Origin of the sequence: Pseudomonas yangonensis, assembly GCF_009932725.1 — a bacterium.
In the GTDB taxonomy this organism is placed as follows: Bacteria; Pseudomonadota; Gammaproteobacteria; order Pseudomonadales; family Pseudomonadaceae; genus Aquipseudomonas; species Aquipseudomonas yangonensis.
In genome coordinates this window covers 429719-444010 of the sequence record NZ_BLJU01000002.1, presented here as the reverse complement: position 1 = coordinate 444010, position 14292 = coordinate 429719, and the positions used below count along the sequence as shown (strand labels likewise).

12 protein-coding genes are annotated in these 14292 nt (G+C 61.2%); 2 read left to right on the top strand and 10 right to left on the bottom strand.

The annotated features are described in order from the left end of the window. Positions 1-27 precede the first annotated feature (27 nt). Both GYB81_RS03730 and GYB81_RS03725 read right to left on the bottom strand, forming a co-directional pair. On the bottom strand, positions 28-390 hold the full coding sequence (locus GYB81_RS03730; protein WP_161866546.1) for a hypothetical protein: 363 nt from the start codon (positions 388-390) through the stop codon (positions 28-30). After that, the gene (locus GYB81_RS03725) at positions 383-850 is read right to left on the bottom strand and encodes a hypothetical protein (RefSeq protein WP_161866547.1); all 468 of its coding nucleotides are present in this window, start codon (positions 848-850) and stop codon (positions 383-385) included. Before GYB81_RS03725 ends, GYB81_RS03730 begins: the two co-directional genes overlap by 8 nt. Positions 851-1066: 216 nt before the next feature. On the opposite strand from GYB81_RS03725, the gene GYB81_RS03720 reads away from it, so the two are divergent. Beyond that, the gene (locus tag GYB81_RS03720) at positions 1067-1621 is read left to right on the top strand and encodes a nucleotidyltransferase family protein (protein ID WP_161866548.1); all 555 of its coding nucleotides are present in this window, start codon (positions 1067-1069) and stop codon (positions 1619-1621) included. Positions 1622-1748: 127 nt separating this feature from the next. On the opposite strand, the gene cyoE is transcribed toward GYB81_RS03720, so the two are convergent. The 8 genes from cyoE to hrpA form a co-directional block, all read right to left on the bottom strand. After that, on the bottom strand, positions 1749-2705 hold the full coding sequence (gene cyoE / locus GYB81_RS03715; RefSeq protein WP_161866549.1) for a heme o synthase: 957 nt from the start codon (positions 2703-2705) through the stop codon (positions 1749-1751). Continuing rightward, a complete protein-coding gene (cyoD, locus tag GYB81_RS03710) occupies positions 2705-3040 on the bottom strand; it encodes a cytochrome o ubiquinol oxidase subunit IV (RefSeq protein WP_074675324.1) in 336 nt (111 codons plus the stop codon). Before cyoD ends, cyoE begins: the two co-directional genes overlap by 1 nt. Further along, positions 3041-3667: a cytochrome o ubiquinol oxidase subunit III gene (gene cyoC / locus GYB81_RS03705; RefSeq protein ID WP_161866550.1), complete on the bottom strand. Its 627-nt coding sequence runs from the start codon at positions 3665-3667 to the stop codon at positions 3041-3043. 2 nt (positions 3668-3669) lie between these two features. Continuing rightward, the gene (gene cyoB / locus GYB81_RS03700; RefSeq protein WP_161866551.1) at positions 3670-5658 is read right to left on the bottom strand and encodes a cytochrome o ubiquinol oxidase subunit I; all 1989 of its coding nucleotides are present in this window, start codon (positions 5656-5658) and stop codon (positions 3670-3672) included. A 2-nt stretch (positions 5659-5660) separates the two neighbouring features. Next, the gene (gene cyoA / locus GYB81_RS03695) at positions 5661-6578 is read right to left on the bottom strand and encodes a ubiquinol oxidase subunit II (protein ID WP_161866552.1); all 918 of its coding nucleotides are present in this window, start codon (positions 6576-6578) and stop codon (positions 5661-5663) included. Positions 6579-8142: 1564 nt separating this feature from the next. Continuing rightward, on the bottom strand, positions 8143-8718 hold the full coding sequence (locus GYB81_RS03690) for a DUF6436 domain-containing protein (RefSeq protein ID WP_161866553.1): 576 nt from the start codon (positions 8716-8718) through the stop codon (positions 8143-8145). Continuing rightward, complete coding sequence (locus GYB81_RS03685; RefSeq protein WP_161866554.1) at positions 8715-8978, bottom strand: hypothetical protein; 264 nt, start codon at positions 8976-8978, stop codon at positions 8715-8717. Before GYB81_RS03685 ends, GYB81_RS03690 begins: the two co-directional genes overlap by 4 nt. Before the next feature lie 63 nt (positions 8979-9041). Then, the gene (gene hrpA / locus GYB81_RS03680) at positions 9042-13058 is read right to left on the bottom strand and encodes an ATP-dependent RNA helicase HrpA (protein WP_161866555.1); all 4017 of its coding nucleotides are present in this window, start codon (positions 13056-13058) and stop codon (positions 9042-9044) included. A gap of 384 nt (positions 13059-13442) precedes the next feature. Here hrpA and GYB81_RS03675 point away from each other — a divergent pair, with 384 nt between their 5' ends. Beyond that, on the top strand, positions 13443-14171 hold the full coding sequence (locus GYB81_RS03675; protein ID WP_161866556.1) for a hypothetical protein: 729 nt from the start codon (positions 13443-13445) through the stop codon (positions 14169-14171). Positions 14172-14292 lie beyond the last annotated feature (121 nt).

Here is a 14292-nt window from a genome sequence, read left to right as displayed (position 1 = left end):
GCTCCTACGGAATCGAGTGCAGGCTGATCAGGCGGCCGCAACGTAGAGCGGCGAGGCGGCCAAATACAGCACGACCAGCAGCACGCTCAGGATCAGTGCATTGAGTTGAATCCGCCGGACCTTGCTCAGACCGGCAAACTCCTTGGCGACGCTCAACACGAAGATGGCGCCTACCGCCACCATTGCCGGCATGGAGACCAGCGTGTCGGCCAGCCAGCTGTTCATCAGTCGCTCGCTGCTCGGGTAGAGCTCCTGACTGATCGCCATATAGCTGGGCCTGGCGCTGACCATACCCCAGTAGGCTGCCAAGGTGATCAACTGCAGCAGGAGCAATGCCAGATTGCACAGCGTCTTCAAGCGCGGGAAACGACCTCGGTCACGGTTAGCCACAGAGCAGGTCCCCATTCTGGGTCTGCCCCATCATGTCCTTGATCACCCCACGCACCTTGGTGTCGGCCAACTGCCCGCCACTCGACTCGACCTTCACGCGGCTCAGCGAAAAGCTGGCCTCGTTGTTGGCGTCATAGATGGTGAAGTTGACGTCCACACTGCCACTGAACAGCAACGTACCCTTGAGCTCGACTTCCCCCAGCTTGCCGACCAGCGATGAGCGACTGCACAGCCAGGCGTGCTTGCCCGCGTCGATCTTCATCCAGCTGGTCTCGATATGGCCGGCGATCAGCGTGCCGCTGTTACCACCGACCTCAGGCCCGGTAGCGATACCGAACACCTGCGGCTTATCGGCGCTTGCACGCCTGATCTGTATGTAGACGCCACTGAACAGATTGAAGCCAATGCTGGTCTTGGGGATGGCCGCGCCGACGCCGCTGGCCAGGATCTTCATTTCCATTACATGTTCCCTATGTAGAGTTGAATCAACCGCGGAGATTGGAACAATGCGGTCCGCCTTGCCATGAACGATCACACAAACGGGCACTCCTGAGCGGCTCAGCGCTTCAGACCTCCCGAAACAGTATTGGTGCCGGGCGATCAACGCGCCGCGCTAGCTCAAAAGACCAGATCAACTGAACAGGCAAGCAACGGACACCGCTGATAGGCTGCGCACATGAATCTCGCCGCTCAACTCCAGACACTCATTGCCAACGACCCACAGCGCTTGCGCATCCTGCAACAGGTGCGCGGGCTCGACCTGCCCGATTGCTGGGTGGCCGCCGGTTTCGTGCGCAGCGCGGTCTGGGATCACCTGCACCAACGCACGCCATCCCCGCTGCCGGAAGATATCGACGTGATCTGGTTCGACCGCAGCCAAATCTCCCCTGCTCGCGACGCTGAACTGGAGACGATGCTGCGCCAACAGGACGAATCGCTGAAGTGGTCGGTGAAGAATCAGGCGCGCATGCATCTGCGAAATGGCGATGCGCCTTATGCCTCGGCTACCGAAGCGATGCGGCACTGGCCGGAGACTGCGACGGCGGTGGCCGTGCGACTGGATGAGCAAGATGAGGTTGAAGTTGCCGCACCGCTCGGCCTGGAAGATCTCTTCGAGCTGATCGTGCGACCGGCCGGGAGATTCAAGGCCGACAAGCAGCCGATCTACCAGCATCGACTGCGCGGCAAGAATTGGCTGGCGACTTGGCCGAAGTTGAAGGTGCTGACGTAGGGTGGATGTCGCTTTTACATCCACCAATGGTGGATCGATGAAGCGTGATCCACCCTACGACAGAAACCCCGTGGGAGGTACTTCAGCGGCGACAATCGCGGCTGAAGCCCCTCCCACAGGGCCGAGGTCAGATACCGGCGACCACTGCGCAGATGCCCTGCGCGCTTTCGGCGAACTGGCTGCACAGGTGATTGATGGAGGTCACCAATACCTGCTCGGGCGAAGAGATGAAATCCACCGACATCATCACGCTGAGCATGGTGATGCTGATGATGGAGAAGGTGAACAGCTTGCGCGCCCACACTCGATCATCGGCGGCCTTGTAGCCCGATACTCCCATCCACAGCCAGTAGGCACCGCTCAGCGCGGCGACCACGAAGTAGCTGTAGCCGGCGTAGCCGCTGAGCGTCAGCATCAGGGTCGCGACCACGAAGGCGGCGATGTACAGCACGATCTGCCGCTTGGCAGCCGAGATCCCCTTGATGACGGGCAGCACCGGGATGTTCGCGGCCTGGTAGTCATTGAAACGGAAGATGGCGATGGCATAGGAATGCGGCATCTGCCACAGGCTGAAGATCAACAACAGGATGGCGGCGCCAGCATCGAACTCGTTGCTCACCGCGCAATAGCCGACCACGGGTGGTGCCGCCCCCGACAGGCTGCCGACCAGGGTGCCGTACACCGAGCCACGCTTGAGCCACAGGCTGTAGAGGCCGACATAGACCACGAAGCCCATTAGCACCAGAATCACCGCCAGGGTATTGGTGGCGGCATACAGCACGGCCACCCCCGCCACACCCAGCACGCAGGCATAGACGATGGCATGCACAGGTGAAACCAGCCCCTGCGCCAGCACCCGGTTACGGGTGCGCTCCATCTTCTGGTCGATGTCCCTGTCGATGTAGTTGTTGAACACGCAGCCTGAGGCGATCACCAGGGAAACCCCCAGCGCTGTCGCGAAGTACAGCGCCAGGTTCGCATCGCCGCGCGAAGCCAGGAAGAAACCGCCCGTCACGGAAATCAGATTGCCGAAGACGATGCCTGGCTTGGCGAGGTTGAGGTACTGCTTCAGGAGCGCCAGCATCAGTTGATCATCATGTGATAGTGCATGCTCCACATGATCCAGACCGACAGGCCGACCACGAACGCAATGATCAACACGGTGAAGATCATCGAAACGACGTTCCAGCGGCCTTCCGCGTCGGTCTTCATGTGCAGGAAGTACACGAGATGGACGAGCACCTGCACCAGGCCGAAGAGCACCACGGTGATCAGGGTCGCGCCACGACTCAGGCCCAGCACTTCAGGGTGCATGACCAGCATGAAAGGGATCACGGTGAGGATCACCGACAGGATGAAACCGGTCAGGTAATCCTTGAAGCCCACGGCGTGGGCGGCGTGATTGTCTTGGTGAGCCATTTACAGCACCCCCATCAGGTAGACGACGGTAAACACGCAGATCCACACCACGTCGAGGAAGTGCCAGAACAGGCTGAGCAGCCCCACGCGGGTCTTGTTGGTGTCGGTCAGGCCACGGCTGCCAACCTGGAACATCAGCACCAGCATCCACAGCAGACCGGCACTGACGTGCAGGCCGTGGGTGCCGACCAGGGTGAAGAAGGCCGACCAGTAGGCGCTGACCTGCGGCCCGGCACCTTCATGGATCAGGTGGCGGAACTCGTACAGCTCGATGCTGATAAAGGCCGCACCGAACAGGAAGGTGATGCCCAGCCAGCGCAGCACCGCGCCCTTGTCGCCACGGTAGGTGGCGAGCATGGCCATGCCGTAGGTGATACTGGAGAACAGCAGCGCGAAGGTTTCCACCAGCACCAGGTGCAGGCCCGGGCTGAGCATTTCCTTGGCGGTGGGACCACCGGCGAAGGAATTGCTCAGCACCGCGAAGGTGGCGAACACCGTGGCGAAGATCAGCAGGTCGGTCATCAGGTAGACCCAGAAGCCGAACAGCTTGATTCCACTGGTGTCGTGGTGGTGCTCATGGCCGTGGCCATGAGCGTCATGTGGAAAATGGGGTTCGTAAGCGGTCATGGTTAGGCCTGTACGACTGCGTTGGCTTTGGTTTGGTGGTGCGCCTGCTCGATCCGCGCGATCTCTTCGGGCTGCACGTAGTAGTCGATGTCTTCGTCGTAGGAACGCACGATGAAGCTGACCACTGCACCGACCAGACCGAAGATGGCCAGCCACCAGATGTGCCAGATCATGGCGAAGCCGAAGGCGATGACGAACGCCGACACCACCAGACCGTTACCGGTGTTCTTCGGCATGTGGATCGGCTCGTAGTGCTGCGGTGCAGGCATCAGCTCGACACCATTCTTCTTCGCCTCATAGAAGGCGTCGATCTTGTCCGCCGTCGGGATGACCGCGAAGTTGTAGAACGGTGGCGGCGAGGACGTCGCCCACTCCAGGGTGCGGCCGTCCCAGGGGTCGCCGCTCACGTCGACGTTTTCCTTGCGCTTGATGTAGCTGGTGACGAACTGCACCACGGTGAAGACGATGCCGATACCGATCAGCACGGCTCCGACCACGGCCACCTGTACCCACGGCACCCAGGCCGGGTTGTCGAAGTGGTTCAGGCGGCGGGTCATGCCCATGAAGCCCAGCACGTACAGCGGCATGAAGGCGAAGTAGAAGCCGATCAGCCAGCACCAGAAGGAGTAGCGGCCGAAGCGGTCGAGCAACTTGAAGCCGAAGGCTTTCGGGAACCAGTAGATGATGCCGGCCAGGTAGCCGAACACGGCGCCGCCGATGATCACGTTGTGGAAGTGGGCGATCAAGAACAGGCTGTTGTGCAGCACGAAGTCCGCCGCCGGCACCGCCATCAGCACACCGGTCATGCCGCCAATGGAGAAGGTCACGAGGAAGCCCAGGGTCATCCAGGTCATGGCGTTCAGTTGCAGGCGGCCACGGAAGATGGTGAACAGCCAGGTGAAGATCTTCACCCCGGTGGGGATGGCGATGATCGAGGTCATGATGCCGAAGAAGGCGTTGACGCTGGCCCCCGAGCCCATGGTGAAGAAGTGGTGCAGCCACACCACGAACGACAGCACGCCGATGGCCGCGGTCGCCCAGACCATCGAGGCATAACCGAACAGGGTCTTGCGCGAGAAGGTCGCCACCACCTCGGAGAACACGCCGAACGCCGGCAGGATGAGGATGTACACCTCCGGGTGACCCCAGATCCAGAACAGGTTGGCGTACATCATCGGGTTGCCGCCCAGTTCATTGGTGAAGAAGTGGAAATCCAGGTAGCGGTCCAGCGACAGCATCGCCAGGGTCGCGGTCAGCGGAGGGAAGGCGCCGCAGATCAGCACGCAGGTCACCAGGATGGTCCAGGTGAAGATCGGCATCTTCATCAGGCTCATGCCCGGTGCACGCATCTTGAGAATGGTGGCGATGAAGTTGACCCCCGTCAGCGTCGTCCCCAAGCCCGATAGCTGCATGCTCCAGATGTAGTAATCCATCCCCACACCCGGACTGAACTTGATCCCCGATAACGGCGGATACGCCACCCAGCCGGTCTTGGCGAACTCGCCCAGGCCCAGCGACAGGTTGATCAGCAGCGCGCCACCGACGAACAGCCAGAAGCTCAGCGAGTTCAGGTAGGGGAAGGCCACGTCACGCGCGCCGATCTGCAGCGGCACGACGATGTTCATCAGGCCGGTGACCAAGGGCATGGCCACGAAGATCAGCATGATGATGCCGTGCGCGGTGAAGATCTGGTCGTAGTGCTCGGGCGGTAGGTAGCCCTGCCCGTCACCGTGGGCCATCGCCAGGTGGGTCCGCATCATGATGGCGTCAGCGAAGCCACGCACCAGCATGACCAGCGCGACGAGGATGTACATCACGCCGATTTTCTTGTGGTCCACCGAGGTGAGCCACTCGCTCCACAGGTAGCCCCATTTCCTGAAGTAGGTCACCGCCGCGAACAACGCCAGACCACCCAGCGCCACAACGGCCAGGGTGATCATGATGATTGGCTCGTGGTACGGAATCGCATCCAGAGTCAGTTTTCCAAACATATTCACTCCTGCACCTCCGCTGCTTCGTGCATGGCCGTGCTGTGGGAATCTTTCAGGGTCACGTACTGCCCGATCACCTTGTTGAACAGGTTCGGTTCGACCTGGCCGAAGTAACGGATCGGGTAGACCGGGTAGCGGTGGTTGACCATCTCGCCGGGCTCGCCCACCTGCTTGAAGGCGGCGAAGTCCATGACCTCGGGCGATTGCTTGACCTTGTCGACCCACTGCGCGAACGCGTCGTCGCTGACCGAGTGGGTGGTGAAGCGCATGGCCGAAAAGCCTTCGCCGCTGAAGTTGCCGGACTGGCCGAAGAACTCACCCTGTTCGTTGGCGATCAGGTTGAGCTGGGTACGCTGGCCGCCCATGGCGTAGATCATCCCGCCGAGCTGCGGGATCGACAGCGCGTTCATTACCGTGTCGGAGGTGATGTGGAAGGTCACCGGCGTCTTCTCCGGAATCACCAGCTCATTGACCACGGCCACGCCCTGGTCCGGGTAGATGAACAGCCATTTCCAGTCGAGCGAGACGACTTCGATGTTCAGCGCCGGCTTGTCCGATTCGATCGGACGATAGGGGTCGAGCGAATGCGAGGTTTGCCAGATGATGACTGCCAGAACGGCGACGATGATCAGGGGAACGCCCCAGACGACCAGTTCGATCTTGTGCGAATGTGCCCAGTCGGGCATGTAGGTGGCCTTCTCGTTCGACTCGCGATAACGCCAGCCAAACAGGAAGGTCATGATGATCACGGGTATCACCACGATCAGCATGAGTCCGATGGAGATCAGGATCAGATTGCCCTGCTCGACACCGATCTGCCCTTTCGAGTTGAACAGTGCCCAGTCACATCCACCGAGCGCCGAGAAGGCAATCGCCATCACCAGCCAGCGCGCACAACGATGGTATTTCTCTTCTTTCATGTCACGACCTTCAACTGAGTGAGCCCACAGTCGGCTTCAGTTGCCGTGCGGCCCATCGAGTAAGAGGCCGGCAGCAAGAACTCAGAGCTTGAGCATCCGTGCAAGCGAAGCGGTAAACCGTGGGAAGCGCGGATGTTGCAGGCTCTGACAGCCCCGCACAATTAGTTAGCAGCCTACTTAGGCGCCGGTTGACCGCCTCACCTCGACATATTTCGCAACATATACGCAATGATTTGAAACACTTTGCCGGAAGAAGCCGGCAAAGAATCGGAGGGGTGCGACAAAAGATCACAGCCCCGGTTTAGAGCTTTTTGTCAGCAAATTGACAGGAATCAATGACACGAAAGATGCTGTCCGCCGGCAGCGTGCCAGGCCTTGACATTGAGAAAATTTCAAGAATTCGCAATGCTCTGGTGAGAAGCGTCAGCCTTGCGAAAGGCTGAGTGCAGAGCGGGGTCAAGTAGAGACAGAGGACGGCTGGTGTTGTAGCCCGGATGTAATCCGGGGCAATCGAGGTCAGCCCAAAAGCATCGCGGCTGAAGCCGCTCCCACGGGACCTGTGAGCGCCTGCAAAGTGAGCGGCATTTCGTTTCAGCCGCGATAGCTTCACCTAACCCACACGCGGCCCGGAACGACTCGATATATGCCCCGGATTGCATCGGGGCTACGCAACAGCGGCCGGCAGTGGCTTGTGTGAGAGGGGCTTTAGCCGCGACGAGTATCGCGGCTGAAGCGGAAGCCGCTCCTACAGACATCCACCTCCCGTAGGAGCGGCTTCAGCCGCGATAGCTTCACCTAATCCACACAGAACCCGGAACGATTCGATAGTGCCCCGGATTGCATCCGGGCTACGAACGGCGGTCAGCAGCGGCTTGTGTGGGAGGGGCTTTAGCCGCGACGAGCATCGCGACTGAAGCGCAAGCCCCTCCGCCGCTCCAGACATTCACCTATCCCGTAGGAGCGGCTTCAGCCGCGATAGCTTCACCTAACCCACACGCAACCCTGAACGACTCGATATATGCCCCGGATTGCATCCGGGCTACGAACGGCGGTGAGCAACAGCTGGTGTGAGAGGGGCTTTAGCCGCGACGAGTATCGCGGCTGAAGCGCAAGCCGCTCCTACAGACATCCACCTATCCCGTAGGAGCGGCTTCAGCCGCGATAGCTTCACCTAACCCACACGCAACCCTGAACGACTCGATATATGCCCCGGATTGCATCCGGGCTACGAACGGCGGCCGGCAGTGGCTTGCGTGGGAGGGGCTTTAGCCGCGACGAGTATCGCGGCTAAAGCGAAAGCCTTTCCGCCGCTCCTACAGATATCCACCTATCCCGTAGGAGCGGCTTCAGCCGCGATAGCTTCGCCTAACTCGCATACAACCCGGAACGATTCGATAGTGCCCGGATTGCATCCGGGCTACGAACGGCGGCCAGCAACAGCTTGTGTGGGAGGGGCTTTAGCCGCGACGAGTATCGCGGCTAAAGCGGAAGCCGCTCCTACAGACATCCACCTATCCCGTAGGAGCGGCTTCAGCCGCGATAGCTTTACCTACTGCCTACGCCACTACTTCCAGGCGCAATAACACCCCACTGCCAGGCCGCTGGCGAGGGACACATGGCGCCCCTGGGTCAGTGCCTCAAGCACCGGCTCGACGAAGCTGTTGCTGGAGTTGCACACCAGCCCTTCGCTGTAAGGGCCGGCATAGGCCAGGTTGCCGTCGCGATCCCAGATCGCCAGCGCCGGGCTGGCCGGCAGCGCCTCCATGCCCTCGATGCCCGGCAGGGGCTTCATCCGCCCACGCAGAAACGGCGCGATCTCGCCCGTGCTGCCCGGCTTCTGCACGCTGTAGAACGCCACATCGGCATTGCGGTGCAGGCCGATCAGGTAGCGCAGGTGCGCGTCGGTTTCCGCGTTGCAGGGGCAATCCGGGTCCCAGAAGTGCACCACGCGAATCGGTCCAGGCCCGGCCAGCTCGGGCGGCAGTTTCAACTCGCCCTGACCGAAGATCACCGTCTGCTCGGCATAGGGCCGCAGATAGGCAGCGCCGCTGAGCCACCAGATCAGCACCACGATCCCCAGCGCCAATACACAGAAGCCCACCACCAGATGCTTGAAGCTCAGGCGTTGCAGCAGGTTCATGGCTGATGGCCGAACTTGCGCAGGAACTGCTTCTCCATCTCCTGGCAACTCTCCTCGGTGAAGCTGCGCTCGGTGGCCTGCGCGCTCTTCCAGCAGGCCTCGATGGCCGCGCGCTCGCCAGCTTCTATCTCGGCGTCCTGCGGGCGGGTCATGATGTAGATCAGCCCGGCGAAAATCAGTACGACAAAGGCCAGGCCGGCCAGGAACAGGCCCAGGCAGCCACGGCGCCCCAGCCCGGATTTATCTTCACTTGCGCTCATCGTTCTCGGTTTCCGCATTCATCAGTGGTTGGCTCGCCCCTGCACCGGGGCGAGCGCCGATCATCAACCTTCAACCAGCGTCCACTGCTTGCTCAGGCGCTTGTCCGATACCGCCATCTTCGTCCCCAGTTGCTGGGCGAATAGCGACACGCGGTATTCCTCCAGCATCCAGCGATACAACGTGAGCTGCGGGTCCCGCTTGCCTTCCTGGGCATGCTTGGCAGCACGCGCCTTGTACTGTTCCCAGTAGCCTGTGAGTTCGCCCGTCCACACGCGGTCACGCTGCACCTGCGCGCCCACCTTGTCCAGCCGCTGCTCGATGGCCTTGAGGTAACGCGGAATCTCCTTGAGCCACTCGCCCGGCGTCTCGCGCACGAAGCCGGCGTAGACCAGATTGGCCAGTTGCAGCTTGATGTCGTTGAGCGCCATGGCCTGGGCCAGGTCGATCTTGCCCTTGAAGCGCTTCTGCAGGTCATGGTGCAGCTTGAGGATTTCCAGCACCTGGCGGGCGATACGTTCGGCATGCGCCGTCCAGTCGCCACGCTTGCGCTCGGCCAGCTGCGCCAGGGCCGCGCCATCACGCGGCAGCGTCGCTTCGCCGTCGAGGATGCAGGCATCCAGGCTGGCCAGCAGAATGTCCTCCACCAGCGCCTCGACGCGACCGATATCGCGATACAGCAGACCCAGCTCGGTCAGCCCCGGCAGCTTGCCGCGCAGGAACTTGGCCTGTTCGGCCAGTTGCTGCAAGAGCAGACGTTGCAGCGCACGACGATGCTGGAAGTCGGCCTCGGCCTGGGTCGGGAAGCGCCCTTCCTTGACTACCCCGCCCTCCTCTACCAACGCCGGGTAGACGGTCATGGAAAGCCCAGCGATCTTCTGCTGCGCCTTCTCGGCCACTTCGGCGAAGGCCTTGGCCTCCACCGCTTTCGGTTTGTCGCTCTGCTGCGGGATGGCCAACGCGGCCTGGCTGGCCTCGGCGAAACGTGCGGTCAGCTCGGCCAGGTCGCGGCCTTCACCGAGGAACTTGCCGCGCGCATCCACCACCTCGATGTTCATCTTCAGGTGGTTTTCCAGGCTTTCAGCCGCTTCCGCCCAGGCCTCGTCGGACACCCGCGCGCCGGTCATGCGCAGCAACTCCTGACCGAGTGCCTGCGGCAACGAACCCTGGCCGAATACCAGCTTGTCCAGCGCGGCGCCGACGAAGTCCGGCACCGGCACGAAGTTCTTGCGCAGCGCCTTGGGCAGGCCGCGCACCAGCGCCACGCACTTGGCCTCCAGCAGCCCCGGCACCAGCCATTCCAGGCGCTCGGGTTGCAGTTGCGGCAACAGCGGCGCCGGCACGCGCAGGGTCACGCCGTCACGCGGGTGGTTGGGCTCGAAATGGTAGGACAGCGGCAGTTGCAGCTCGCCGATGCGCAAGGTGTCCGGGTACTGCGCGGCGGTGACTTCCCTGGCATCGCGGGCCAGGGCGTCTTCCTCGCGCATGATCAACAGCTGCGGGTCGGCGGCGCTGCCCTTCTTGTACCAGCTCTCGAAACTCGCAGCCTGATAGATGTCCTGCGGGATACGCGCCTCGTAGTAGCCGAACAGGGTTTCCTCGTCGGCGAGGATGTCGCGGCGGCGCGACTTGGCCTCCAGCTCGTCGAGGCGTTCGAGCAACTGGCGGTTGGCAGTCAGGCAGCGCACGCGGCTGTTGATCTCGCCTCGCACCAGCCCCTCGCGAATGAACATCTCGCGCGCCACCGGCGGGTCGATGGGGCCGTAATGCACCGGGCGGCGGCCGACGATGATCATGCCGTACAGGGTGACCTGCTCGTACGCCACCACCTGGCCGCGCTTCTTCTCCCAATGCGGTTCCAGATGGTTCTTCTTCACCAGGTGCGCCGCCAGCGGTTCGATCCAGTCCGGCTCGATCTTGGCCACCATTCGGGCGAACAGCTTGGTGGTTTCCACCAGTTCGGCGGCCATCACCCAGTTGGGCTTCTTGCGCCCGATCACGCTGGACGGGTGAATCCAGAAACGCCGCTGGCGCGCGCCGAGGTAGTCGCCCTCCTCGGTCTTCTGGCCGATCTGGCTGAGCAGGCCGGCAAGAATCGCCTTGTGCACGGCGGCGTAGTTCTTCGCCCGCACCGCTGCCTCGCTGGCCTCGGCCTGCTGACGGGCGATGGCGTTGACGCGGGTGTCCTTGGTCGGCTGCGGCGTATTCGCCGTCTGCTCGCCCTTCGCCTCCGAGCGGTTCTGGCCGCCCTTGCCCAGCAGCTGCAGATCACGAGCGATCAGCACCAGTTGCCGGTGCGCGTCGCGCCATTCGCGCAGGCGCATGTAATTGAGGAAGTTCTTCTTGCACCAGGTACGCAGCGGGTTGCTGCCCAGCTCCTGGCGTTTCTCTTCGAAGCCGCGCCACAGGTTGATCAGCGCGCCGAAGTCGGAATCCACATCCTTCCACTGCGCATGCGCCTGGTCGGCGGCCTGCTGGCGATCCATCGGTCGTTCGCGCGGGTCCTGCACCGACAGCGCGGCAGCGACTATGAGGATTTCCTCCAGGCTGCCCTGCTTGGCGCCCTCCAGCACCATGCGCCCCAGGCGCGGGTCGATGGGCAGGCGCGCCAGTTGCCGGCCGATGGGTGTGAGCTGGCTTTCGCGGTTGACCGCCGACAGCTCCTGCAACAGGTTGAAGCCGTCGCTGATAGCCTTGCCGTCTGGCGGCTCGATAAAGGGGAAGTCCTCGATGCTGCCCAGGCGCAGGTGCAGCATCTGCAGGATTACCGCCGCGAGGTTGGTACGCAGAATCTCCGGGTCGGTGAATTCAGGGCGACCGAGAAAATCCTCCTCGCTGTACAAACGAATGCAGATGCCCGGCTCGACCCGGCCGCAACGGCCCTTGCGCTGGTTGGCGCTGGCCTGCGACACCGGCTCGATGGGCAGGCGCTGCACCTTGGCGCGGTAGCTGTAGCGGCTGATACGCGCCGTGCCGCTGTCGATCACATAGCGGATGCCCGGCACGGTCAGCGAGGTTTCGGCGACGTTGGTGGCCAGCACGATCTTGCGCCCCGGCATGGGCGCGAAAATCTTCTGCTGCTCGGCCGGCGTCAACCGCGCATACAGCGGCAGCACCTCGGTATGGCGCAGGTTGGCCTTGCGCAGCACCTCGGCCGCCTCGCGAATCTCGCGCTCACCGGGCAGGAACACCAGCACGTCGCCGGGGCGCTTGCCCACGCTGCGCTCGTGCTCGGCGATCTCGTCCAGCGCGGCGAGAATGCCCTGGTCGATGGACAGGTCATCGAGCAGACGCTCGCCCTCCTCGTCCACCTCGGCCGCCAACGGGCGGTACCAGGTTTCCACCGGGTAGGTGCGGCCGGACACCTCGATGATCGGCGCGTCGTTGAAGTGTTTAGAAAAACGCTCCAGATCGATGGTCGCCGAAGTGATGATCAGCTTCAGATCCGGGCGACGCGGCAGCAGGGTCTTCAGGTAGCCGAGCAGGAAGTCGATATTGAGGCTACGTTCGTGCGCCTCGTCGACAATGATCGTGTCGTACTTTTCCAGAAAGCGGTCGTGCTGAGTTTCGGCGAGCAGGATGCCGTCGGTCATCAGCTTGATCAGCGTGCCGTCCTTGCTCTGATCCTCGAAACGCACCTGATAACCGACCAGCTCGCCCAGCGGCGTACCGATCTCTTCCGCCACCCGTGTCGCCACACTGCGCGCCGCCAGGCGGCGCGGCTGGGTGTGACCGATCAGCCCATGCACACCCCGGCCGATCTCCAGGCAGATCTTCGGCAACTGCGTGGTTTTGCCCGAACCGGTTTCACCGGCGATCACCACCACCTGGCTCTTCTCCAGCGCGGCCTTGATCTCGTCGCGCTTGGCGGCAATCGGCAGCGCATCGTCATAGCGCATGGCGGGGATGCTGCTGCGCCGCGCCGCGACCTTGTCGCTGGACGCCTGAAAACGCTCCAGCCACTGCGCCAGCTTGGCCTCATCGGGCTGCTTCTGCAGCTCATGCAACTGCCGGCGCAAACGATGGCGCTCGGCGATCATGACGTGGTCGAGTTTCTTCTGCAGCGTGGCGAGGTCAGTCATCTGGATCGAGGCAATCAGGGCAAAGGCGGGATTGTCGCAGATTACGGCTTATGGCGGGCAGGCTATGCAGCAGCGGAAGAGCGCGGAATTAAGTCGTAAGGGAGCGGCGGCTTTCGGCCAGAAGCGGCCATTTGAAACCGGCAGCATCCGGGCGATGCTTGCCCGATTCAGTGAGCATGGCTATTCCATTGCAATGGTCGGCACCGGTTAATTCGGACGGCAGTGAGTGAAGCAGCAGGTATAGGTGAGCCGAGCGTCCCGCACGGCGGAGTAGAGTGAAGCATCGACATTGGCGTGCTAGGTTGTTGTGAGGCAGGTTGGAACCTGATGCAGGCCTCGATATAAAAGAGATTGAACTTGGTAAGGTTATCGGAAGAGCTAATTGTGCCTGATATTGATAAGGGCGTGCAGGATCGGGCATTTCGGCTGGCCTCAGAGTTTGTAAGGCCGGTTAGATTTTCTGGTGGCGAGTATCTTTGGGGATACGGAACTTGCACAATCGTGAAACTAAACGGTCGGTACTATGCAGTAACTGCGCGCCATGTGGTGGATCGACAGCAAGCCAATTATGAGGACGCTCGTATTCTGATGCCGGACACCAGCATCAGCCTCCCTTTACTAGGACACTTCTGCCCTAGATCGGAAGTTATGGAGCGCCATCATCTGGATGTTCTAATCTATATGCTAGACGATCAAGCATATTTTAAACATACAGGCAGCCTTCTCCAAGCTATGGACTTAGATACGCACCTATTTCCCGCAAAGCACTTTCCGGCATCACAGGCATTTGTCTTAGGCTATCCCGCGACAGAGGACAGATACGACTACGATCGCAAAATCTTAGTAGACCACCTTTTACTGAAGAATGGAAATATTGGATCCTCTGAAATGGAGGAGCCGATATATAGACTCCGCTCACATGCATCTGAGTATCCATTCAACGGAATGAGTGGCAGCCCTGTTCTTGGGTTAATGAATCAGAAAGTATTATTTATAGGCGTTGTGGTTAGGGGAACAGAGTCATCAGGCATTTTTCACTTTATTGATTCCGCAGTAATCGCCGCCACGATTATTCAACATCAAAGTGATTTTCAAAACGCCGCCAAAAAATAGATTCTCAACCAAGGTTAAGCTAGTCAATGCTATTCGGAAATGGGTGCGATTTATTTATAGGACGAACCGACCGCTATTGACCGCTCCTGCCTGATTCGTCAGACACAAAGCGGCCAAAAAC

Bases quoted from the DNA above. Each gene is read 5' to 3' on its own strand.
- GYB81_RS03725 (WP_161866547.1), bottom strand. From the start codon at position 850: ATGGAAATGAAGATCCTGGCCAGCGGCGTCGGCGCGGCCATCCCCAAG.
- GYB81_RS03720 (WP_161866548.1), top strand. From the start codon at position 1,067: ATGAATCTCGCCGCTCAACTCCAGACACTCATTGCCAACGACCCACAG.
- cyoE (WP_161866549.1), bottom strand. From the start codon at position 2,705: ATGCTGGCGCTCCTGAAGCAGTACCTCAACCTCGCCAAGCCAGGCATC.
- cyoD (WP_074675324.1), bottom strand. From the start codon at position 3,040: ATGGCTCACCAAGACAATCACGCCGCCCACGCCGTGGGCTTCAAGGAT.
- cyoC (WP_161866550.1), bottom strand. From the start codon at position 3,667: ATGACCGCTTACGAACCCCATTTTCCACATGACGCTCATGGCCACGGC.
- cyoB (WP_161866551.1), bottom strand. From the start codon at position 5,658: ATGTTTGGAAAACTGACTCTGGATGCGATTCCGTACCACGAGCCAATC.
- cyoA (WP_161866552.1), bottom strand. From the start codon at position 6,578: ATGAAAGAAGAGAAATACCATCGTTGTGCGCGCTGGCTGGTGATGGCG.
- GYB81_RS03690 (WP_161866553.1), bottom strand. From the start codon at position 8,718: ATGAACCTGCTGCAACGCCTGAGCTTCAAGCATCTGGTGGTGGGCTTC.
- GYB81_RS03685 (WP_161866554.1), bottom strand. From the start codon at position 8,978: ATGAGCGCAAGTGAAGATAAATCCGGGCTGGGGCGCCGTGGCTGCCTG.
- hrpA (WP_161866555.1), bottom strand. From the start codon at position 13,058: ATGACTGACCTCGCCACGCTGCAGAAGAAACTCGACCACGTCATGATC.